Genomic DNA, 22151 nt, shown 5'->3' on the forward strand with positions numbered 1-22151 from the left:
CCTCAGCCCGTGAAGCGCACGTCCCAAGGTCGCACCTCGACGGTCAGGAAGCCGCCCGCGACGCTTCCGTCGTCCACCGTGGCGAGAGCGACGACATCCACGCCGTCGTCGGCGCGGACGATCGTCATCCCCACGCCCGGCTCGTCGGGCAACGGTCCCGCGGCGACGAGCAGTCCACGCTCCTGCAACCTGCGCAGGAACGCGACATGCTCGCCGAACGCCGGATGTTCGAAGATCGACGTGCCCTCGAGGGCCGGTCCCGGCCGATGCACGAGGGCGAACCAGGCGGTCATGAACTCATCGCGAGCGCCGCGAAACCCGCCAGCACCGCGGGCCAGCCGTTGCCGTACTCGCGACGGGCGGCCTGCGGGTCGGTCATGCGTTCCCAACCGGAGTGCACGAGGGTGACCAGGGTCTGTTCGCCGGCGGCCTCGAACGTCACTCGCACATCGGTCGCGTGCCCCGATCCGTAGCCGGGATGCCAGGTGAAGCCGAGAGCGCCGGGCGGCTCCCAGCTGGTGACCTCGCCCCACACCGACTCCCGGTCGCCGGAGCGTTCGACGATGAGCCGCTCCTCGAACGCGACGGTGCCGTCGCCGAAGACGCCGAATCGGGCCAACGGCCACCAGTCGCCGATCCGCTCGGTGAACAGGGCGAAGGCGTGCTCGGGGCTCGCGGTGACGAGCACCTCGCGTCGCAGGGGCGGGATCATCGCTGCTCCTCGTCGACGTAACGGGCGAAGGAGGTGAGCGCGTCGTCCCACATCGAGATCAGCCACTGCTGCAGTTCGCGTTGACCGTCGGGCGCGAGCGCGTACAGATTGCGGGTGCCGCGCGGGCTGAACTCCACCAGTCCGGCGTTGGTGAGCACGCGCAGGTGTTTGCTGACGGCGGGGCGCCCGATGGGGAGCGCCTCGGCCAGCTGGCCGACCGGTGTCGGTCCGCGGTGGAGCTGCTCGACGATCCGGCGGCGCATGGGATCGCCGAGGGCGTCGAGGGCGAGTTCCGATTGGTTGCTCATGGGTAACGGTTACTCTAGAGCAACCATTGCGGTGACTCAACCTCTCGGATCACCCCAGGTCGCGGCGCCCGGCTCGCGCGGCGTCCAGTGCCGCACGGGCCGTCTCGTGGGCGCGTCCGGCGGCATCCCGTTGTCGCTCGAGCGCCTCCGCCTCGCGCTCCGCCGCAGCGAGGGCCCTGCGCGCCTCGCGCAGTCGCGCCTCGAGGTCGCCGAACTCGTCCGCCGCCTCGGCAGCATCCTGTTCCGCCCGCGCCACCACGGCATCCGCACGGCTGCGCGCCCGCTGCAGCTCCGCGTCGGAGTCGTCGATCGCCCGCGGCCGCGGCCGCTCGGGTGCCGCGCGGGGCCGGGCCGCGCGGGAGCCCGCCTCGGGCAGGGCCACAGCCTCCGCGAGGTCGACCGGCTCGAATCCGATCGCCTGAAGCGGGCGCAGCAGTCGGCCGGTGCGGATGGCGTCGGCGGCCTCGGCGTCGGCGAGTCCCGCGTCGAGGGTCGTGGCGACGGCATCCACGACCCCGGCGGGCACCGGGTGTCCGGCGTCGGCCGCGAGACCGGCGCCGACGCGGGCGAGGGCGGTGACCCGGGCGCGTCGCTCCTTCGCGAGCCGGGTGATCTCGGCACGGTCGAGCGCGTTCTGCGCCGCCCGGAGTTCGGCGCCGAGGTCGAGCAGCTCGTCCAGATCGCCGGGCCGGGAGCGCGCGAGCAGGTTGACGACCCAGGCGGCGGGGGCGGGCTTGCGCAGCTCCTTCACCCGGGCGGCGAGCGCCTTGTCGTCGGCGAGCTCCTTCGCGCGCGCCGTGCGCTCCGCGATGAAGTCGGCGGGCGGCACGCCGTAGAGCTCACCCGCGAGGTCGGCCAGCCGATCCGCCATCCGCCCAGTCAACCACTCGGTTCTCGCACGCACGGCCTAACCTGGGGCGGTGAGTTCCGCACGGGTCATCGTGGTCGGCAGCGTCAACCTCGACCTGCTGTACCGAGTGCCGCATCTGCCACGGGCGGGGGAGACCCTGCTGGGCAGCCAGCTTCAGCGCCTCTCGGGCGGGAAGGGCGGCAACCAGGCCCACGCCGCGGCGAAGATCGCCCCGCCGGGGGTCACCGTCGCGATGGTCGCGGGCGTCGGCGACGACGACGCGGGGGCGTTGCTGCGCAGCGACCTGGCGAGCGCCGGAGTCGACGTCGCGGGGGTGCGCACCGTCCCGGGAGTCTCCGGCACCGCCCTCATCGCGGTCGACGACGGCGGCGAGAACACGATCGTCGTCATCCCGGGCGCCAACAGCGAGTGGCCGGAGTCCGCCGCGGCGTCGATCGACCTGCGACCGGGCGACGTCGTCGTGCTGCAGCTCGAGGTGCCGTTCGCGGTCGTCGAATCGGTGGTCGCCCGTGCTGACGAGCTGGGTGCCCGGGTCGTGCTCAACGCCGCGCCCCTCGATCGCCGCGCCGCCGACCTTCTCGCCGGGGTCGACGTGCTCGTCGTCAACGAGATCGAGGCGGGCGAGCTGTTCGGGTTCGACGCCGGGCTCGAAGCGGATGACGTGGCCGGCATCGCGGCCGACCTGACGACCGATCTGGTGGTCACCCTCGGTGCTCGGGGAGTCGTGTTCGCGCCCGCCGGGGGAGCCGCGATCAGCCATCCGGCGTTCGCCGTCGACGCGATCGACACCGTGGGCGCCGGCGACGCATTCGTCGGCGGACTCGCCGCGGCGCTGGCCGCCTCAGCGAGCCTGGAGAGCGCCGTGCGCTGGGGTTCTGCGGCGGGGGCGCTCACCACGACCGTGCGGGGTGCGCGGCATCCCGGCCTCACCCGGGAGGCCGTCGAGACCCTGGCCGGACCGGTCGGGTAGACCCCCCGGTCTGTGCGTCCCCGCACCGGGGGACGGATTAATCAGCTCACAGTTTTACGTGCGACACTCTCTTTCAGCCGTTCTCACGATCTGATGCGTGAGTCGGTGAGGTGCCCGCCGCCGCATTCCCTGATCCGCCGCGGCGGGCACCGCTTCGTCTCGGTGAGGTGCCCGCCACCGCACCTGCTCGATCCACCGTGGCGGGCACCGCCTCCTCTGCGAGCACCAAGCTTCGACGCGCTGCTTGGTCGGCTCCGCTACCCCTAGTCGGAGCCCCTACGGGCACGACAGGCGTCTCGCAAAGTCATCGGGTAAGACACGTCGGGTATGACGTCACCTCATTTTGGTGAGTGCAGACTGATTTGTCTATGCCTCAGTTTCGAGATGTCGAAGAAAGTCGACAGGCGCCCACCCCGGGCGAGGTCAGGCCACGCCCACCCAGAGGCCGTCGCGGGCCNGAGGACGTCACCTCATTTTGGTGAGTGCAGACTGATTTGTCTATGCCTCAGTTTCGAGATGTCGAAGAAAGTCGACAGGCGCCCACCCCGGGCGAGGTCAGGCCACGCCCACCCAGAGGCCGTCGCGGGCCCGCGTCAGGCCGACGAACAGTTCGCGGCGCTGCAGAACGGTGCGCTCCACCGCGGCGGCGTCGAGCGCCGCTCCACCGTCTTGCACGAGGTAGGGCGGGGTGCGCACCACGAGCACCTCGGCGAACTCCAGGCCCTTCGCGCGCTTGATCGTGCCGACCTTCACCGCGTCGACGGGGGCGCCATCGTAGGTCGCGAGGTCGATCGTCGGGATGCCGGCGTCCGCGAGCGCCTCGGCGGCCTCCTGAGCGTGCCAGGCGTAGAGCGCGAGCACGCCGATGTCGCCGAGGCGCACCCCGCGTCCCGACGCGGCGGAGTCGGCGACGATGCGCCGCACCCGTTCGACGAGCGACCGGTCGTGTACCGCCCGCGAGGGGAAGACCGTGTAGACGGGCCGTGGTCCGCGGCGGAGTGCGCGGGCCGCATCCGCCCCCGTCGTCGCGCCCTCGATGTCGGTGAGCCGATCGCCCTCCACCAGAAGACCGGCGAACTCGGCGATCTCGGCGGTGTTGCGGTAGTTGGTCGTGAGCACCGCCGCACGCCCGGCGATCGACACCCCCGCCTCGGCGAGCGTCGCTCCGCCGGGATAGATCGTCTGCTGCCCGTCGCCCACCAGGTTGAGACCGTCGGGGATGTCGCCGACGAGCGAATGCAGCATGCGGATCATGAGCGGTGAGAGATCCTGCACCTCGTCGACGATCACCGCCCGGTAGGTGTCGAGCGGCTGTTCCTGCAGCGCGGCGTGGGCCTCGAGGATGAGGTCCTGCCAGTCGGCGACATCGCGGGCGCGCAAGGCGTTCTCGTAGGCGACATAGAGCTCCCACACCGCGGCCCGCTGGTCGACCGTGAGGGGGCGTTGCCGCCCGTGCCGGGCCAGCCCCGCGTATTGCTCGAAGCGGGTCAGGCCGCGGCCCTTGAGCACCGCCGACACCTCCTCGTACCAGTACCGGGCGGCCGGATCGATCACGCCGAGAGGCCCGTCGATGCCGTGCCGTCGCCAGACCTCGTCGAAGAGGCGTGAGGCGAGTTCGGCGTCGACATCGAGACGGCTGCCCCGCGCGGCGAGCACCTCGGCGGCGAAACCGTGCACGCTCCGGAACTCCACCCGGTCGGCCACGTCGGGTGCCATCCGATGGAGCAGCGATTGGAGAACGGCGGGCAAGGTGCGCACGAACGTCGTGACGAGCACCGGACCGCCGGTGACCCGCGCGAGGTAGGCGGCGCGATGCAGCGCCACGACGGTCTTGCCGGTGCCGGCGGCGCCCCGGATGCGCGACGGCCCGTTGAACGAGCGTCGCACCAGGCGAGCCTGGTCGGGGTCGAGGAACGCCATCCACTCCTCGATCGGCGCGCGGCGGTAGCCGTCGAGCAACGCCGCGTGGAGCTGCTCCGCCGTGGGCGGATCGATCGGCAGCTGCGGGTCGGCGGCGACCTGGGTCGCGGCGACGGGGAGGGTGACCGGTCCGGTGGTCATCGGCGGGAAGAGGTGCTCGAGGGCTGTACGCACCTCGGCGACCCGGGTCGGCGACAGCCGGACGCCGAGCCGGGCGATCTCGCCGATGGCGGCGGTGTCGCCGAGCAGCGTCACGCCGAGCAGCTGCGTGCGCGGCAGGTCGACCCCGGTGAGGGCGATGACGGCGTGCACCTCGCCGGGGGCCAGACCGATCTCGGCGAGCTCGCCCTGTGTCAGGTGCAGCAGATCGGCGAGCCGCTCGACCTCGTTCGTCGCGTCGACGTCACCGCGCCACACCCGGCCCCCGGCGATCGTCACCTGAGGCCACGACGTGGTGCCGACCAGCACCACGCCGCTCGGCCCGACCAGCACGAGATCGACGCTGCCTCCGGCCGGCCCGGGGTGCTTGCGGTCGGCGAGCAGACTGTAGCCGAGGGGCTCGAGCTCGATCAGGGCGCGGGCGAGACGCTGCTCGCTGGGCGCGGTGGTCTCGAAGCTGAGGGCCATCTGGCGCGCGATGCCGGCCCGGCGGGCGCTCTCATCCGCCTGCTCACGCTGTCGCGCGGCCTCCCCCGCGACAGGGTCTCCCGCTGCCACAATTCCCCCCGGAATCTTCAGGAGCCGGGTGCCTTTCTGTGGCGCCGCGACTCCTGCTCCCAGTGTGCGCGGGCGGGGGGAGTCCTGCTATCGCGTCTTCGGGGGGCACGCGGGCGCGCCGCGACGCGCTACCAGCCGGGAACCACCTCGGCCAGCACGACCGGAAGCCAGAACAGGCCGAGTGAGCCGAACACCCCGATGATGATCGCCACGATCCCGGGCGCCTTGCGGCCGCCGCGGAACAGGCTGACCACGCCCAGCACGACGGCGGTGAACGACACGGGGGAGAGCACCGCCACGACGCCGAAGAACACGAGCATGCCGCCGAGGAAGCCCACGTAGACGGCATCGTCGAAGGTCGACGACTCGACCGCCCCGATGATCGCGACGACGATCCAGGCCACGAGGGGTGCGACGGCCGCGACGAGGGCGAGAACGAGGGCGACGACGCCGACCCGGTTGCGTGATGGAGGCGTCACGGCGACGGTCATTTCGCGAGGATACTGCGTAACGCGCCCGAAACCGGCGCTTGTTAGCGTGACGCAATGGCCACCGAATCGTCGAACTTCTCCGTTCCCTCGATCGACATCACGCCCTACGTCGCCGACGGCACCGCCGAGGAACGCGCGGCGGTGGCCCGCGCGATCGACGACGCCTGTCGCACCGTCGGATTCATGCAGATCCTCGGCCACGGCATCCCCGACGCGGTGATCGCGGGGCTGGCCGAAGCGATGGATGCCTTCTTCGCCCTCGACCTCGAGACGAAGAAGACCTACAAGACCCCTCCGAAGATCAACCGCGGGTACTCGCCGCCCAAGTCGGAGAGCCTGAGCCTGAGCCTCGGCGTCGAGAGCGCCAACCGCATGAACGACTTCTTCGAAGCGTTCAACGTCGGCGCGGCACGGTCCGACTATCCCGGCGTCGAGCTGCCCGCCGACGACTACGCCGAGAACGTGTGGCCCGAGGTCGCCGGCTTCCGCGAGAAGGTGGAGGCCTACTACGCCGAAGCCAAGCGCGTGGCCGAGACCATGACGGTGATCTTCGCCGACGCGCTCGGGCTGCCCGAGGGTTTCTACGACGCCTACACCGGGCACTCGCTCGACGTCATGCGCATGAACAACTACGCCCTGCCGCCGGGGCGAATCCAGCTCGACGGCGACCTCATCGGCATGGGCGAACACACCGACTACGGGATCGTCACGGTGCTGTGGGCCGACCAGGTGAAGGGACTCCAGGTGCTCGGCACCGACGGATCGTGGAACGACGTCAGCCCCGCCGACGACGCCCTGCTCATCAACCTCGGCGACGTCACCGCGCGCTGGACGAACGACCAGTGGATGTCGACGCTGCACCGGGTCAAGCCGCCGATCGTCGACGGCACGATCGAACGCCGCCGCAGCGCGGCCTACTTCCACGACGGCGACATCGACGCGCTCATCACGACGATGCCGCACCTCATCGACGACGCGCACCCCAACCGCTACCCCGAGCCGATCACCGTGGGCGAGCACATCCGCGCCAAGCTCGCGGGCTCCCGCGCCGGCAAGAGGAACGACACCGCGGGGGCCGAGAAGGATCGGGTGCTCGCCGCCCGCGGTTAGCCTCGCGTCGATAACCTCAGGGGCATGGCAACCCCGCACATCAGCGCCGAACCCGGTGACATCGCGCCCGTCGTGCTCATGCCCGGCGACCCGCGTCGCGCCCAACGGATCGCCGACGAGCTGTTCGACGACGCCCGGCTGGTGACCGAGGTGCGCGGCATCCTCGGGTTCACGGGCACGTTCCAGGGCACGCCGGTCTCGGTGCTCGCCTCGGGCATGGGCGGGCCGTCGATCGCGATCTACGCCACCGAGCTGGCCCGGTTCTACGGCGTGACCCGCATCGTGCGCGTCGGCACGGCGGGCGGGCTCCAGCCCGCGATGCCGCTCGGCACCGTCGTCGCCGCCTCGGTCGCGCACACCGACTCCGCGATGACCGCGGGCTGGGTGCCGGGCGTCGCGCTCTCGGCCGCTCCGGCCTTCTCGCTGCTGCGGGCGGCCGTCGAAGCCGCGGAACGGGATGCCGTGGCGCTCCGGGTGGGGGCCGTGTTCTCGAGCGACACCTTCTATGCCGATGACCCCACGGTCACCGGGAAGCTCGCGGTGCTCGGCACTCTCGCGGTGGAGATGGAGGCCGCGACCCTCTACGCCGTGGGGGCGAAGGAGGGAATCGAGACTCTCGCCCTGGTGACGGTGACCGACGACCTGACGACGGGAGAACACCTTCCCGCCCTCGACCGGGAGACCGGGTTCGGCACCGCGGCGCAGCTGGCGCTTGCCGCGTCGATGCCGCCGCCGGTCAGCTGAGTCGCTCTAGCATCGGACCGTGGCCCCTTCGCGTATCGAGACCCTCGTCATCCTCGGCGCCGGGGGCGACCTCACGTCGCGTCTGCTGCTGCCCGGCCTCGCGACGCTGCTCGCCTCGTCACGCGGCAGCGCCATCCGCCTGATCGGCGTCGATCGCGACCCGATGAGCGATGCCGCCTGGCAGCGGCGGGTCGGCAAGGCGTTCTCGGGGGTCGACGCGCGGCTGGCCGACCGGGTGCTCGAGTCCTCGGTCTACCTCCAGGCCGACGTCACCGACGCGGAGGCCCTCGGGCGCGTCCTCACGGCCGCGACGGGTCGGGTCGCCCTGTTCTTCGCCCTGCCGCCCGCGGTCACGGTGCTGGCGTGCCGCACGCTCGCCACGATGAAGCTCCCCGACGGGATCGTGCTGGCGATCGAGAAGCCGTTCGGCACCGACCTGGCATCGGCCCGGGCGCTCAACCGGCTGCTGCAGAAACTGGTGCCCGAAGAACAGGTGTTCCGCGTCGACCACTTCCTCGGAAAGTCGACCGTCATCAACCTGCTCGGCCTCCGGTTCGCCAACCGCATCTTCGAGCCGCTGCTGTCGGCGCAGAACGTCGCCCACGTCGAGGTCAACATCGAGGAAGACCTCGGGCTCGAGGGCCGCGCCGGCTACTACGACCGGGCCGGGGCGCTCGTCGACATGATCCAGAGCCACCTGCTGCTCGTGCTCGCGCTCGCCACGATGGAGCCGCCCGCCACCGTCGGGTCCGAAGACCTGCGGGGCGCGATGGCGCAGCTGCTGCGCGCCACCCGGCCGTGGAAGAAGGACGGCACCGAGAGCCGGCGGGCACGCTACACGGCCGGCACGATCGGTCGACGGAAACTGCCCGCGTACCTCAGCGAAGACGGGGTCGATCGTTCACGGAACACCGAGACCCTCGCCGAGATGACCGTCGCGATCGACAACTGGCGCTGGGCGGGCGTGCCCTTCGTGCTGCGCTCGGGCAAGGCGATCGGCGACCCCCGGCAGGAGATCGTGTTCACCTTCCGCGACGTGCCGCACCTGCCGACCGGGTTCCACGGGCCGGGGCGTCAGGCACGGCTGCGCATCGGGATCAAACCCGCCACGATGTCCCTCGACCTCGTGACCAACGGCCGCGACGACCCCTTCGACCTCGAATGGGACACCCTCGATGCGGAGTTCGGCCCGAGCGAACTCAAGCCCTACGGCGAGGTGCTCGCGGAACTGCTCGACGGCGATCCGACGCTCTCGGTGCGCGGGGACATCGCCGAGGAGTGCTGGCGCATCGTCGCGCCCGTGCTCGCCGCCTGGCGCGCCGATCGGGTTCCGCTCGACAGCTACCCGGCCGGAACCCGCGGCCCGCGGAGCTGGCACTAGTCGCTCAGCGGAAGACGCCGGCGTACAGCGCCGAGACCTCACTCGGGCTCGGCTCGACCGGGTTGTTCGCCGGCGAGCCCGACGCGATCGCCTGCGCGGTCATGGTCGGGATGGCGGCATCCCACGCTTCAGGGGAAACGCCCAGGTCGCTCAGCCGGGGCACGCCGAGGGCGGTGTTGAGCCGCTCGAGTTCGTCGACCAGGGTCTCCCCGGCGGCGAGGTCCGAGTCGTTCCCCGCCACCGGGCCGAGCGCCCGCGCGCAGTCGGCGTAGCGGGTTGCGGCACCGGGCAACGAGAAGCGGGTGACCGCGGGGAAGAGCAGGGCGTTCGAGAGCCCGTGGGCGATTCCGAAGCGCGCGCCGATCGGTCGGCTCATGCCGTGCACCAACGCGACGCTCGCGTTCGAGAAGGCCGCACCGGCGAACAGCGACGCGAGCATCATCTCCTCCCGGGCGCGCCGGTCGGCGCCGTCGGCGTAGACGGCCTCGAGGTTCCCGCGGATCAGCCCGATGGCGCGCAGGGCGAAGATGTCGCTCAGCGGGGTGGCTCTGCGGCTCACGTAGGCCTCGACGGCGTGCGTGAGCGCGTCGATGCCGGTGTCGGCGGTGAGCCGCGGCGGCATCGTGAGGGTCAGCTCCACGTCGACGATCGCCGCGCGGGGCAGGAACGCGGCACCGGCGCACAACATCTTCTCGGCGGTGGCGTCGTCGGTGATGACGGTGAACTGCGTCGCCTCCGATCCGCTGCCGGCCGTCGTCGGCACCGCGAGGATCGGCAGGGCGCCGCCGAGGGTCTGCACCGGGGCCTTGTAGCGTCGCATCTCGCCGCCGCTCAGCGCGAGCAGCGCGATCGCCTTCGCGGTGTCGATCGGGCTGCCGCCGCCGACGCCGATCACGGCATCCGCCCCCGCAGCGAGCGCCGCGGCGACCCCGGCGTCGACCGCCGCGGTCGACGGGTCGGGCACGGTGTCGGAGAACACGACGGGCTCGAGGCCGTCGGCGCGCAAGAGGGCGGCGATCTCGGCGGCGACGCCGTTCTGAGCGTGGAACGGGTCGGTGACGATCAGCGGTCGGGAGATGCCGAGCTCGAGGGCGGCCTCCCCGATGCGCTGCCGTGCGCCGGCACCGACCAGCAGGCGGGGGAGCCGGAACGACGCGACCCCGGTCACGCGCGCCCGACGAGCATGTCGATCGCCTTCGCCACCCGGCGATTCCGCGTGTCATCGCTCTTGGCGTCGAGGATCGCCGTGACGTGCGCCTTCTGGTGTGAGGGCGCGAGTCTCTCCCAGGCGGCGGCCGCCGCGGGATCGGCGGCGAGCGCGACGGCGAGCACCTCGGGCACCTCGACAGTGCGCGGGGCCGTGTCGTGCTCGAGTGTCACCTCGACCTCGTCGCCCGCGCCCCTGCCGGTCTTCGCGCGGGTGTCGGCATTGAACGAGATGAGGTTCTTGCCGCCCATCACCGCGGTCGTCGTGCGGTAGCTGTACCCGCCGTCGATCGTCACCACGACGGGCACCCGTTTGCCCGCGCCGAACGACGCGAGGATCTCGTCGGGAACGACGATGCCGACGTTGTTGCCGCCGGTGGCCAACAGGGTCGTGCGAAAGGTGGGCATCAGGAGGCCTCCGGCAGCTGGATGACGGTGAACAGGGTTCCGAGCGGGTCGGTGGCGTGCGCGACGCGTCCGAACGGGGTGTCGACCGGCTGGTCGAGCAGCGCCCCTCCGAGTTCGCGGATGCGGCGTGCGGCGGTCTCGGCGTCCGCGACCGCGAAGTACGGCATCCAGGCCGACTCGTCATCGAGGTCGTCGCGCGCCGCGTCGTAGATACCGACCCGCGCCTCCCCGGGCTCGCCGTGCACGACCATGCGGAACTCGTCGGAGTCGCCCATCGAGACCGTCTGCCAGCCGGCGACGTTCCGGTAGAACGGCACCGCCGCCGCGAAGTCGAGGGTGTGCAATTCGAACCAGGCGGGCGCACCCGGCTCGTTCTCGGCTCCGAACCCCGGATGCGTTCCTGGCTGCCAGAACCCCACCCGGGCCCCCGAGGGATCGGTCGCGATCAGCAGCACCCCCAGGTCGCCGGCCATCGACGGCCCGACCTCGACGCGGCCGCCGTTCGCCTCGACGGCCGCGGCCGCGGCCCCCGCGTCGAGCACCTTGAGGTAGACGATCCAGCCGTCATCGGGCATCGGCACGAGCCGGGCGACGTGGTCGCCGTGCAGGCGCAGGGTCGCGGCGCCGTCGAGAGAGTCGGAGGCGTCGGCCGTCCAGCCGAGCAGGCCCCCGTAGAACGCCAGGGAGCGCTCCGGGTCGGTCGTCGCCAGTTCGAGCCAGATCGGCTCGCCCGGGAAACGATCGACGGCGGCACTCACTCGCGCGACTTCGGACACAGTGCCAGTGTCGTTCACCCGCGGTCCGAGGGCCAGGGGTCATCCACCGAGTGAAAGCGCGGATCCGGGTCAGCCCGCCGAGAACCGACGGAGGTACTCTCGCGTCGCCGGCTCGCGGGGGTTCGCGAACAACGCGGCCGCGGGTCCCTGCTCGACGATGACGCCGCCGTCGAGGAACACCACTCGGTGGGCGACGTCCCGGGCGAACGCCATTTCGTGCGTCGCCATCAGGATGGTGGTGCCTTCGGCGGCGAGTTCGCGCACCAGTTCGAGCACGTCGCCGACGAGCAGCGGGTCGAGCGCCGAGGTGATCTCGTCGAGCAGCAGCACCTCAGGGTCGGTGTGCAGCGCCCGCGCGATGGCCACGCGTTGCTGTTGTCCGCCGGAGAGCCGGTCGGGATGCTCGCGCGCCTTCTCGGCGAGGCCGATGCGGTCGAGCAGCTCGAGACCGCGCTCCTCGGCCCGCGCCCGCGGAACCCGATGCACCTTGCGGGCGGCGAGCGTCACGTTGTCGAGCACCGAGAGGTGCGGGAACAGGTTGAAGTGCTGGAACACGACGCCGAAGCGCGCCCGCACCCGGTCGACGGCGACGCGGGGGTCGCTGATGTCCTCGCCGCGCAGGAGGATGCGCCCGTCGTCGATCGGCTCCAGCAGGTTGATCGTGCGCAGCAGGGTCGACTTGCCCGACCCGGAGGGCCCGATGAGGGCGACGACCTCGTGCTCGGCGAGTTCCAGGTCGATTCCGCGGAGCACGGGGGTGGCGCCGAAGGACTTGCGGATGCCCGTCAGCTCGAGAACGGCGCTCACACGACCGATCCCATCTGCTCGCGCTTCCGCAGCCGGGCACTGACCCAGTCGGTGAGCCGGATGGTGGGGATCGCGAGCAGTACGAAGAGCACCGCCGCGACGATGTACGGGGTGAACTCCGCATACTTCGCCTGTTCGATCTGCGCCCCCCGAACAGCGTCGACGATGCCGAGGATCGACACCAGCCCGACATCCTTCTGCATGGCGACGAAGTCGTTCATCAACGGGGGAGCCTGCCGGCGGATCGCTTGCGGCAGCACGACGAGGCGCAGGGTCTGTCCATGCGTCAGGCCGAGGGCGCGGGCGCCCAGGCGCTGCGACGGATGAACCCCCTCGATGCCCGCACGGATCACCTCCGACACGTAGGCGGAGTAGGTGATCACGAGGGCGATCGTGCCGAGCAACTCCGCCGAGATGCGCGTCTGCAGCAGCCCCGGCACCCCGAAGCCGATCAGATAGATCACGATGATGAGCGGGATGCCGCGGAACAGGTCGGTGTAGGCGGCCGCCAGCACCCTGAGCGGAAAGAACACGGCCCCGCGCAGCGTCCTCAGGAAGGCCAGGAGGGTCGCGACGATCGCGACCCCGACGACCGCGAATACGAGGATGCGCAGGTTGACCAGAAAGCCCTCCGCAACCCGCGGGAACGCGGCCAGAGCCGTCTCGGGGTCGAAGAAGCTCTCCTGCACCCGAGCCCACCCGGGGGTGTTGATCACGAAGAGCCAGACCAGCACCCCGAAGGTGAGCGTGCTCGCCGCCCCGACGAGCACGGATCGGGTCGACTCGCGACGACGGAAAGCCCGCCGCTCGAGCTCGATCGAGCTCGGCGGCGGGCCCTCCGGGTAACGACTCACCGTTCGAAGCTACTGGAGCTCCGCCACTCCCTGGTCGGCGCCGAGCCACTCCGCGACGAGGGCGTCGAGCGTGCCGTTCTCGCGCAACGCGTCGATCGCCGCCGAAACCGCGTCGGTCAGCGGGCTGTCCTTCGCCAGCAGCACGCCCCACTCGGCGGTCGCGCCCTCGATCTCGGGCAGCGAGCCGACGATGACCCCCGCGTCGAGCTCGACGCCGGTGATGTAGAAGGCGGTCGGCAGGTCCACGACGATCGCGTCGACCTGACCGTTCTCGAGCGCGAGCTTGGCGTCGTCGTTGCTGTTGAACACCTGCGCGCCGGCCGTCGGCTGGATGATCTGCTCGACCGCCGCGAGGCTCGTCGTGCCGGTGGCTGCGCCGATCAGCAGTCCCTGCAGGTCGGCGATCGAGGTGGCCTCGGCAGCTGCCGACCCTTCGATCGTGATGACGGCCTGGTCGGCGGCGTAGTACGGCGACGAGAAGTCGACCTGCTCCGCGCGTTCCGGGGTGATCGTGTACTGCTGGATGTTGAAGTCGAAGTCCTTCGGACCCGGCGCGATCGCGGCGTCGAAGCCGGTGCGCACCCAGACGACGTCCTCGGCCGCGAAGCCGAGTTCTTCGGCGATCGCGTAGGCGACGGCGGCCTCGAAGCCCTCGCCCGACTCGGGCGCGTCGTCGATCACGTAGGGGTAGTAGGCGGGCTCGCCGGTGGCGATCGTCAGCTTGCCGTCGGTCACGTAGTCGCCACCGGAACCGGATTCGGTGGTCTGGCAGCCGGCGAGACCGAGACCGAGGGCGAGCACGCCGGCGGCGGCGGCCAGCTTGGTGATGGTGCGGGACATGGGGCCTCCAAGAGATATGTGCTGGGTCAACCATTCTGCCGGGGGAGCCGAGGTGCCGGTCGCCAGGTGTCGATTCATGACAGGGCTACGCTGTTCGGGTGCTAGCGACCGTGCGGAGTCCGATCGCGCTGTGGGCAGGATTCCTGCTCGCTCACCTCTGGCTCGGGATGCTCGCCCTCTATGCCCCCGGTCAGCCGATCGGCGACGTGACCAGCGTCTACCGATTCTGGATCGTCGACTACGCGTTCGAAGGCTACGGCTGGGTCGGCATCGACACGGTGTGGGTCTACCCGATCCTCGCGATCGTGCCGATGATCGCCGCCGCCGCCCTCGGCCCCGACCTGTACGCGAGCACCTGGCTGAGCCTCGTGATGCTCGCCGACGCGATCGCCTTCGCCGTGCTCATCACGGTCGCACGCCGGCACGGGGTGGCGCACCCGGGATGGTGGTGGCTCGGCTTCCTCGTCGCCCTCGGCCCGGTCGCGATCGGCCGCATCGACTCGATCACCGTGCCCCTCGCGATGCTCGGCGTGCTTGTGGTGGTCACCCGGCCCGCGCTCGGCGGGGTGCTGCTGACGGTCGCCGCGTGGACCAAGGTGTGGCCAGCGGCGCTCGTGGCAGCCGTCGTCGTCGCGCTGCGTGATCGCGGCCGCGTCGTCATCGGGGCCGCGGCGACGACGGCGGTGGTGCTGATCGCCGCACTCGCGCTCGGCGCGGGCGGCAACGTCTTCAGCTTCATCACGCAGCAGACGGGCCGGGGACTGCAGATCGAGTCGGTGATCGCGACGCCGTGGATGTGGGACGCGACCCTCGGCCCCGGGCACACCCAGGTGTACTACGACACCGCGATCCTCACCTTCCAGTTGCGCGGCGACGGGGTGCTGGACGCGGCCGCGGTCGCGACCCCGCTGCTCGCGCTCGCCGCGCTCGTGCTGCTCGGTCTGGGGGTCATCGCGACCCGGCGCGGCCGGGAGCCGGGGGAGGTGCTGCCTCCGCTCGTGCTCGCCCTGACGCTGGCGATGATCATCTTCAACAAGGTCGGCTCCCCGCAGTTCGTCACCTGGCTCGCGGTGCCGATCGTCTTCGGGCTGGTGACCGCCGCATCCGGTGCCGGCCGGTCGTTCCGGGTGCCGGCGGTACTCGGCATCGCCATCGCCGTGCTCACCCAGGCGTTCTACCCGTACCTCTATCACGAGCTTCTCGGGGTGCCGAACCTGGTGCTGGTGCTCGTGCTCACGGCGCGCAACATCCTCTACCTCACGCTGTTCGCCTGGGCGGTGGTCGCCCTGATCCAGGTGGTCCGCCACCCGCTGGCCGACCACGAGAGCGACGCCGACGATGCGGCGTTAGATTGGATTCAAGCTCGACGGTGAGTCGTCGCACTCATCGATCGAACGGCTGCTTCTCGTCATGACCTCCCTCTCGCCGCTGCGGGTACGCCTGGCCCTGCTCGCGCTCGCGCTCGGCGGGTTCGGCATCGGAGCGGCCGAGTTCGCGGCGATGGGGGTGCTGCCCGAGATCGCCCGCGACCTGCTGCCCGACCTCGCGGCGTCCGATCCCGAGGAGGCGATCGCGCGCGCCGGCATCCTCATCTCGGCGTACGCCGCCGGCGTCGTCGTCGGCGCGCCGACGATCGCGGTGGTTGCCGCACGCTTTCCGCGGAAAGGACTGCTGCTGACACTGGCGGTCGCCTTCACCGTCGGCACCCTCGCCTCCGCGCTCGCGCCGACCTTCGAACTCGTGGTCGTCGCGCGATTCCTCGCGGCACTCCCGCACGGGGCGTACTTCGGCATCGCGGCCCTCGTCGCGGCGTCGCTCATGGGGCCGGGCAAGCGCGGTCAGGGCATCGCCCTCGTGCTCTCCGGGCTGACGATCGCCAACGTCGTCGGCGTGCCGGCGATCACCTTCCTCGGGCAGAACGCCGGCTGGCGCGCCGCCTATCTCGTGGTCGCGGCGATCTTCGCGCTCACCGCGATCGCGATCGTGCTCGTCGTGCCGAAGCAGCCCGGTGACCCCGAGGCCACCATCCGGCGCGAGATCGGCGGATTCGCCCGGCCCGCCGTGTGGCTCGCCCTGCTGACCGGAGCGCTCGGCTTCGGCGGCCTGTTCGCCGTCTACACCTATGTGGCTCCGCTCACCACCGAAGTCACGAGGCTCTCGCCGGCGGTCGTGCCGATCGCCCTCATCGCGATGGGCGTCGGCATGACGCTGGGCAATCTCTTCGGCGGACGGCTCGCCGACCGTGGCGCCCTGCGGGCGGTCTTCATCTGCTTCGGGTTGCTCGTCGCGGCGCTGTTCGGGCTCGCGCTCGCGGCGACGGCGCTGCCGGGGCTGTTCGCGGGCCTGTTCGCGGTGGGGTTCGCGGCGGCGGCGATCTCACCTGCCATCCAGACGCGGCTGATGGATGTCGCGGGCGACAGTCAGACCCTCGCGGCGGCCGCCAACCACTCGGCGCTCAACATCGGCAACAGCATCGGCGCGCTGCTCGGCGGTGCCGTGATCGCCGCCGGGTGGGGCTACGTCGCGCCCACCTGGGTCGGCCTTGCGCTGTGCCTACCGGGCATCCTCTTGGCCGTACTGGGCGGACTGGTCACCGCTTCGCCGGCACGTCGATCAGCGAATCAGAACGAGCCGGTCGGGTTGTCCTGAATGAGGATGCCGTCCTGGATGGCGCGCTTCCGCAGCGCCACCTTCGTGCCGACGTCGATGCCGGCGACCCGGTACTTCTCGCGGATGCGCTTGAGGTAGCTCTTCGCGGTCTCCTCCGAGATGCCGAGCTGGTAGGCGACCGCCTTCACCGGCTCGCCGCCGCCGTAGAGCGCCATGACGCGACGCTCCTGTGCCGAGAGCTTCGGAGCGCCGCCGATGTCGGCGGCGTTGATCGCGAGGTCGAGTTCGGCCGAGATGAAACTCTCGCCCTTCGCGGCCGCGCGGATGGCCTCGATGATCATGTCGACGGGCTCGCTCTTCACGAGGTAGCCGAGCGCTCCCGCGCCGAGCGCCTCGCGCACGACGTTCGGCTCGGAGTAGGTGCTCATCAGCACCGTGCGCACGCCCGTCGTCTTGAGCGTCGAGATCTTGAGGGCGACCGGCAGGTTGTCTTTCAGGTCCAGGTCGAGCAGCACGACGTCGACCGGGAACTCCGGATGCGTCAGCAGTTCGGGCCACGTGGGCACGGCGGCGACCACGTCGATGTCGTCGGCGGTGCTGCGGATCCATTCCGTCAGCGCCCCGAGGATCATGCGGTGGTCATCGACGAGGGCGACGCGAATAGGGGCGGCCACAGGGGTTCCTTCCGTCGGGGTGCTCACTGGTCGGCCGGGTTGTCGACGATGCACTCGATGTCGACCCGCAGACTGGCGTCCTGAGTGGAGTCAGAGTATCGCCCGATGCGGCCGATCGCGTCCCAGACACCCGAGTCGACCCGGTTTCGGGGAACACCGGTGGACGTGATCGTGATCGGAACGGCGATCTTGTGATCGGGCACGTCGGCGGTGCCGGGCACGACGGGGCCGATCTGGATGTTGACGGTGCGCACCGGTCCCCGGCGTCTCGGGTTGGCCGCCGAGGGCACATCGGCGACGAGCAACCAGGCCGCCGAGAGCAGCCCGTCGCGCTGCGTCGGGTCGAGCAACCCGGCGAGACTCGACTTGTCGGAGAGCGTCACCGACTTGCCGAGCTGCTCCGACTCGCTGATCGCGTGGTACAGCCAGGTCTCCCGTCGACCCTCGATCAGGTGCAGGCGCAGCTCCGTCGCGAGCTGGGCGGCCACCGACGCGTTCTTCGGCGTGAGCGGCAGGTTCGTCTTCTTGTTGGCGACGGCATCCAGCAGCTCCTCCGCGGCGAGGTCGAGCCGGGCGAGCTCTTCGGAGGCGAGCATCCCGACGGCGAAGCGCGGGGCGGACACGGTGCTCTGCACGAGCACGCGGTCGAGTTCGACCTGCACCATGCGGCGGAAGCCCTCGACGATCACGACGCCGATCACGGGCGGCAGCACCGATCCGGCGATCGCCGTCACCTGTGTCGCAATCCAGGTGGAGTCGGCGAACGCGCCGACCGGGGCGTCGAGGAACATCACGGCGACCAGTGCGACGCCCAGCACCCCGGCGGCGGCCAGGATCTCGGCCGACCCGCGCAGAGCCACCAGCACGAGCAGCGCCATCCCCGCGGTCAGTGCCGCCGTCGCGTGCCCGCCGATGTCGCGCAACTCCCAGATCGCGATGACGTCGAGGGCGAAGGCGATCGCGAGACCCGCGAGGAACAGCCCGAACATCCAGTCCGGCAGGCGATCGCCGCTCACCCGCGACATCATGATCGCGCCGATGAGGATCGCGGCGAGCACGATCCACGCGGCGAGGGCGGCGAGCGGCTCGGGGTAGACCTCCCACTGCGACACGAACCAGATGAGTCCGTACACGGCGCGTAGCCCGACGACGATCACGGCCCCGAGCCCGAGGAACGCGGTTCCCAGGCTCGCCCGGTGGGCGCTCGCGGCGCGGCTGAAGCGTCGTGCCGTGCTGCTCACCGCGCGGCGGGCGTTGCCGACGACGACGCCGAGCGTGTTCTCTTCGGGTCGCGAGAAGGTGATGGTGTCGTTCTTGTTCATCCCCGCGGCACCTCCAGGGCCACCGTCGTGCCCGAGCCGGGAGCCGAGAACAGCCGGGCGTTGCCGCCGACCTCGCGCAGCCGTGCGACGACCGATTCGGCGAATCCGAGTTTCGCCTCGTCGATGTCCGAGATGTCGAAGCCGACTCCGGCGTCGGTCACGAGCGCTCGCACCATCTTGTCGTCGTCGGTGATCGTCACGTGGGCCTCGGTGACGCCCGAGTGGCGCCGCACGTTCTCGAGGCATTCGGCGAGGGCGAGCAGGAACGCATCGAGCACCTCGCTCGGCAGCAGCACCTGGCCGGTGCCGTGCCACGACACCTTGAGTCCCATCCGCCCGAACCGCTGCTTGACCGATTCGAGAGTGGTGCCGAGCACCGTCTCATCGGGCTGCACGATCGGAATCGACCCGGTTTCGGTCGGCAGGCTCGGCCCTTGCCCGAGCCGGAGCTGGCGCAGGAGCCGGGCGTCGTCGGCGGCTTGCTGGCGCAAGGCATCGGGCTTCACCCCGACCCCTGAGTGGGCGAGCAGCGTGAGGGTCGCGAGCACGGTGTCGTGCAGCAGGCGGGCTCCCTGCCGGCGTTGGGCTTCGAGTTCGCTCGCCTGACGTTCGGCGCGATGGGCGCGCCCGATGCTCGCGATGCGTTTGGCCACCTGCGGCACGCCCGCACTGATCCACACCGCGATGAGGGTCGCGAGACCCCACCCGACGAGCACGGTCCCGCCGCTGCGCAGCGCCTGCGCGGGCGTCGCGATCTCGGCGAAGATGACGACACCGACGCCGCTCAGGGCGCCGACGACGAGCAGGGCGATCCGCGGAATGCTCGTCGTGAGCACGAGCGCGAGGGCGGCGAGGCCCGCGGCGGTGACGTGCACGATCGCGAGCGAGGCCGCCGGAGTCGGCGGGGCCGCGAGGAACGCGACGGTGAGCACGATGCCCGTGCCCGCGATGAGAGCCGCGATGGGCCACCAGATCGTGCGGCTCAGGCCCACCCCGATCAGGGCGGCGGCGAGGATGAGGTAGAGCGGGATGCCGACCAGCAGCGCCGACGACGGCACGGCGCCGGGAAGCAGAAAGCACAGGGCAGAGACCGCGGTGAAGCTCAGGCCGTAGACGCGGGCGCTGCGCTGGAGGAGCCGATCGCGCTCCCTACTGATGAGGTCCATGCTGAACGCAATCGTGACACACCGTGCCACGCGAATGGGGGGTGCCACGCGGACGGCGGGGTTAGCATGGCGGGGTACAGTTCCACGCACCGCTGGGGTGCAGAGGGGCGCTTGACTGCCACGAACTCCTGGGGGTGTTCGAGAGCCGTGACCGATACCGGTCGCGGCTCTCGGCGGTTCAGTGCCTGGTTCAGTGCCTGGTTCAGCCGCTGGGCAGCCCGCAGTACGCCGTGAAGAACGCGTAGAAGTCGGCGCGCTGGGCCTCGGTGACGGGCAGCATCCAGCGTGTCTCGCTCGCCGTCGCCGTCGTCACGTACAGCGGGATGATGGTGCCGACCTTGTCTTCCATCAGCGCGTGCGGGTCGCAGCGGTTCGGAACGAACGGGATGCGCACCTCGAACGGACCGCTCGCGTCGATCGTGATCCCGAGCTCCACCAGGTCGTTCGCCTGCCCGGCGTTCGTCGGCTGCAACAGGGTCGTGCCGCCGACGGCATCGAGCGTCACCGTGCCGGGAGCGCCGGTCGGCTCGACGTCGATCACGAGGATGGCGGGGGCGACCCGGTCGGGCAGGATCACCTCGCGCGGTGTGAGGGTGGCGATCTCGGCGATCTCTTCGGCCAGGCACGCCTCGCGGTGCAGCCGCGGCAGCAGGTCGTAGGGATCTTCGACCGCGCGCTCCGCGACGCCGGTCACGCCGTCGACGACGAACTCGATCGTGGCGACCGGGTCGGTGTCGGCATCGCAATGCACCTCGGGCAGCGGGGCACGCAGGTCGAGGGCGAGACCTGCCGGAACCCTCGCCGCATCGTTCGGCCAGACGGTGTCGGCGACGAAGTCGGGGGAGGAGAGCCGGGCGCCGACGATCTCGAGGGCGTCTTCGGTTCCGTTGCGCACCTGGATTGCGAGACGTCCCAGGGCGATGTCGGTGCGTGGTTGGTAGACCATCACCGTCACCTGCTCGGAGAGGGCCGGCGGGGCGGGGGCGCACCCGGGCAGAACGCCGCAGAGGAGCAGCACCGGCACGAGTGCCCCGGGTGCGACCCCTCGGCGCGTCATTCCGCGAGCAACCGTGAGATCTCGGCCCCGACGAGGGCGTCTTCGATGAGGAAGGCGTCGTGGCCGAACTGCGAGGTGATGACGACGGGCTCGTCGCCGTCGATGTTGCCGGGCAGGTGACGCGCGATGATCTCCTGCCCGGCGACCGGGAAGAGCCGGTCGGAGTCGATGCCGAGCACGAGGGCTTTCGCGGTGACGCTCGCGAGCGCCGCCGCCACGCCGCCGCGATCGCGCCCTACGTCGTGAGAGTCCATGGCATCCGTCAGTACCAGGTAGCTGTTGGCGTCGAAGCGCCGGGTGAACTTGTTGCCGTGGAAGTCGAGGTAGCTGCCCACCGCGAACCGGCCGCCGCCGCCGAGCGGGCTGATGCCGCTCTGCCAGGACCGCTCGAACCGGTCGTTGAGCTCGGTCGGTGAGCGGTAGTTGAGCAGCGCCATCCGGCGGGCCAGGGCGAGGCCGCGGTGCGGGCCTTCGCCTTCGGGGGCGTCGTAGTACTCGCCGCCGCGGAAGGCGGGATCCATGCGGATCGCCTCGGCCTGCACCGAGTTGAGGGCGATCTCGTCGGCGCTCGACAGCGGGGGAGCGGCGAGCACCGCGATCCGCTCGACGCGATCCGGGAACCCGATGCCCCACTCGAGCACCTGCATGCCACCCATCGACCCGCCGACGATGAGCGCCCAGCGCTCGATGCCGAGCCGGTCGCTGAGGGCCGCCTGCGCGGCCACCTGGTCACGGATCGTCAGATACGGGAATCGGGGCCCCCACTCCGACCCGTCGGGCGCGAGCGACGCCGGGCCCGTAGATCCCTGGCAACCGCCGAGCATGTTGGGCGCGACGACGAAGTAGCGGTCGGTGTCGAGCACCTTGCCGGGGCCGACGAGCCCCGACCACCATCCGGCGGTCGGATGACCGGGGCCGGCGGGGCCGACGAGGTGGCTGTCGCCGGTGAGGGCGTGGCACACGAGGATCGCGTTCGACCGGTCGGGGGCGAGCTCACCCCAGGTCTCGTAGGCGAGGGTGACGTTCGGGATGCCGCCGCCGCGTTCCAGCGCGAGGTCGCCGATGGCGGCGAAGAGCCGGTTGCCCGGATCGTCGCCTTCACGCCACGCGCCGGTCGCCGGCGGCTTGCCCGCGACCCGGCGTCGCTGGGACTCCGTCACGAATGCCGACGGTGCGGCGTCCTCGGGAGTCTGCCAGTCCATCGCGC

Annotated in this window: 23 protein-coding genes; 6 read left to right on the forward strand and 17 right to left on the reverse strand. The window is 71.1% G+C overall.

What is annotated here, in order from left to right:
• Positions 1-2: 2 nt before the first annotated feature.
• From IE173_RS02025 to IE173_RS02040, 4 genes are read right to left on the reverse strand one after another with little or no spacing between them, the layout of a single operon-like run.
• Positions 3-293: a YciI family protein gene (locus IE173_RS02025; RefSeq protein ID WP_191281706.1), complete on the reverse strand. Its 291-nt coding sequence runs from the start codon at positions 291-293 to the stop codon at positions 3-5.
• Positions 290-712 carry an SRPBCC domain-containing protein gene (locus IE173_RS02030; protein WP_229841818.1) on the reverse strand — a complete coding sequence of 141 codons (423 nt, stop codon included), beginning with the start codon at positions 710-712 and terminating at the stop codon, positions 290-292. The genes IE173_RS02025 and IE173_RS02030 overlap by 4 nt, the downstream gene beginning before the upstream one ends.
• Positions 709-1020, reverse strand: coding sequence for an ArsR/SmtB family transcription factor (locus tag IE173_RS02035; RefSeq protein WP_191281707.1), 312 nt, complete (start codon positions 1018-1020; stop codon positions 709-711). The genes IE173_RS02030 and IE173_RS02035 overlap by 4 nt, the downstream gene beginning before the upstream one ends.
• Positions 1021-1069: 49 nt before the next feature.
• Positions 1070-1891, reverse strand: a complete 822-nt coding sequence (locus tag IE173_RS02040) for a transposase (RefSeq protein ID WP_191281708.1) — start codon at positions 1889-1891, stop codon at positions 1070-1072.
• A gap of 49 nt (positions 1892-1940) precedes the next feature.
• On the opposite strand from IE173_RS02040, the gene IE173_RS02045 reads away from it, so the two are divergent.
• Positions 1941-2861 (forward strand): ribokinase, encoded by a 921-nt coding sequence (locus IE173_RS02045; protein ID WP_191281709.1) that lies wholly within the window; start codon positions 1941-1943, stop codon positions 2859-2861.
• 555 nt (positions 2862-3416) lie between these two features.
• Here IE173_RS02045 and IE173_RS02050 read toward each other — a convergent pair.
• Complete coding sequence (locus IE173_RS02050; RefSeq protein ID WP_229841819.1) at positions 3417-5498, reverse strand: UvrD-helicase domain-containing protein; 2082 nt, start codon at positions 5496-5498, stop codon at positions 3417-3419.
• A gap of 128 nt (positions 5499-5626) precedes the next feature.
• The gene (locus IE173_RS02055; RefSeq protein WP_191281710.1) at positions 5627-5989 is read right to left on the reverse strand and encodes a hypothetical protein; all 363 of its coding nucleotides are present in this window, start codon (positions 5987-5989) and stop codon (positions 5627-5629) included.
• A gap of 54 nt (positions 5990-6043) precedes the next feature.
• Between IE173_RS02055 and IE173_RS02060 the strand changes: the two genes are divergently transcribed.
• From IE173_RS02060 to IE173_RS02070, 3 genes are read left to right on the forward strand one after another with little or no spacing between them, the layout of a single operon-like run.
• Positions 6044-7099, forward strand: a complete 1056-nt coding sequence (locus tag IE173_RS02060; RefSeq protein ID WP_191281711.1) for an isopenicillin N synthase family dioxygenase — start codon at positions 6044-6046, stop codon at positions 7097-7099.
• Between the two features lie 24 nt (positions 7100-7123).
• Positions 7124-7843, forward strand: a complete 720-nt coding sequence (locus IE173_RS02065; protein ID WP_191281712.1) for a purine-nucleoside phosphorylase — start codon at positions 7124-7126, stop codon at positions 7841-7843.
• Positions 7844-7862: 19 nt separating this feature from the next.
• The gene (locus IE173_RS02070) at positions 7863-9224 is read left to right on the forward strand and encodes a glucose-6-phosphate dehydrogenase (RefSeq protein ID WP_191281713.1); all 1362 of its coding nucleotides are present in this window, start codon (positions 7863-7865) and stop codon (positions 9222-9224) included.
• 4 nt (positions 9225-9228) lie between these two features.
• On the opposite strand, the gene IE173_RS02075 is transcribed toward IE173_RS02070, so the two are convergent.
• From IE173_RS02075 to IE173_RS02100, 6 genes are all read right to left on the reverse strand, one after another.
• Positions 9229-10392 carry an iron-containing alcohol dehydrogenase gene (locus tag IE173_RS02075; protein WP_191281714.1) on the reverse strand — a complete coding sequence of 388 codons (1164 nt, stop codon included), beginning with the start codon at positions 10390-10392 and terminating at the stop codon, positions 9229-9231.
• Positions 10389-10838, reverse strand: a complete 450-nt coding sequence (locus tag IE173_RS02080) for a YdeI/OmpD-associated family protein (RefSeq protein WP_191281715.1) — start codon at positions 10836-10838, stop codon at positions 10389-10391. The genes IE173_RS02075 and IE173_RS02080 overlap by 4 nt, the downstream gene beginning before the upstream one ends.
• A complete protein-coding gene (locus IE173_RS02085; protein ID WP_191281716.1) occupies positions 10838-11614 on the reverse strand; it encodes a VOC family protein in 777 nt (258 codons plus the stop codon). Before IE173_RS02085 ends, IE173_RS02080 begins: the two co-directional genes overlap by 1 nt.
• A gap of 69 nt (positions 11615-11683) precedes the next feature.
• Positions 11684-12421, reverse strand: a complete 738-nt coding sequence (locus IE173_RS02090; protein ID WP_191281717.1) for an amino acid ABC transporter ATP-binding protein — start codon at positions 12419-12421, stop codon at positions 11684-11686.
• Entirely contained in the window at positions 12418-13275 is an 858-nt protein-coding gene (locus IE173_RS02095) for an amino acid ABC transporter permease (RefSeq protein ID WP_191281718.1), read from the reverse strand. The genes IE173_RS02090 and IE173_RS02095 overlap by 4 nt, the downstream gene beginning before the upstream one ends.
• A gap of 9 nt (positions 13276-13284) precedes the next feature.
• Complete coding sequence (locus IE173_RS02100; RefSeq protein ID WP_191281719.1) at positions 13285-14115, reverse strand: ABC transporter substrate-binding protein; 831 nt, start codon at positions 14113-14115, stop codon at positions 13285-13287.
• A 98-nt stretch (positions 14116-14213) separates the two neighbouring features.
• Here IE173_RS02100 and IE173_RS02105 point away from each other — a divergent pair, with 98 nt between their 5' ends.
• Both IE173_RS02105 and IE173_RS02110 read left to right on the forward strand, forming a co-directional pair.
• Complete coding sequence (locus IE173_RS02105; RefSeq protein ID WP_229841820.1) at positions 14214-15488, forward strand: glycosyltransferase 87 family protein; 1275 nt, start codon at positions 14214-14216, stop codon at positions 15486-15488.
• 37 nt (positions 15489-15525) lie between these two features.
• Positions 15526-16764: an MFS transporter gene (locus IE173_RS02110; RefSeq protein WP_191281720.1), complete on the forward strand. Its 1239-nt coding sequence runs from the start codon at positions 15526-15528 to the stop codon at positions 16762-16764.
• Here the strand turns inward: IE173_RS02110 and IE173_RS02115 are convergent.
• From IE173_RS02115 to metX, 5 genes are all read right to left on the reverse strand, one after another.
• The gene (locus IE173_RS02115; protein ID WP_191281721.1) at positions 16737-17399 is read right to left on the reverse strand and encodes a response regulator transcription factor; all 663 of its coding nucleotides are present in this window, start codon (positions 17397-17399) and stop codon (positions 16737-16739) included. The two genes, IE173_RS02110 and IE173_RS02115, sit on opposite strands and share 28 nt — an antisense overlap.
• Before the next feature lie 23 nt (positions 17400-17422).
• Positions 17423-18721 (reverse strand): L-lactate permease, encoded by a 1299-nt coding sequence (locus IE173_RS02120; protein ID WP_229841821.1) that lies wholly within the window; start codon positions 18719-18721, stop codon positions 17423-17425.
• Positions 18718-19887, reverse strand: coding sequence for a sensor histidine kinase (locus tag IE173_RS02125; protein WP_191281722.1), 1170 nt, complete (start codon positions 19885-19887; stop codon positions 18718-18720). Before IE173_RS02125 ends, IE173_RS02120 begins: the two co-directional genes overlap by 4 nt.
• A 202-nt stretch (positions 19888-20089) precedes the next feature.
• Positions 20090-20944 carry a hypothetical protein gene (locus tag IE173_RS02130; protein WP_191281723.1) on the reverse strand — a complete coding sequence of 285 codons (855 nt, stop codon included), beginning with the start codon at positions 20942-20944 and terminating at the stop codon, positions 20090-20092.
• Positions 20941-22146 carry a homoserine O-acetyltransferase MetX gene (gene metX, locus IE173_RS02135; RefSeq protein WP_191281724.1) on the reverse strand — a complete coding sequence of 402 codons (1206 nt, stop codon included), beginning with the start codon at positions 22144-22146 and terminating at the stop codon, positions 20941-20943. The genes IE173_RS02130 and metX overlap by 4 nt, the downstream gene beginning before the upstream one ends.
• Positions 22147-22151 lie beyond the last annotated feature (5 nt).

Origin of the sequence: Pseudolysinimonas yzui (assembly GCF_014653215.1) — a bacterium.
GTDB lineage: Bacteria > Actinomycetota > Actinomycetes > Actinomycetales > Microbacteriaceae > Pseudolysinimonas_A > Pseudolysinimonas_A yzui.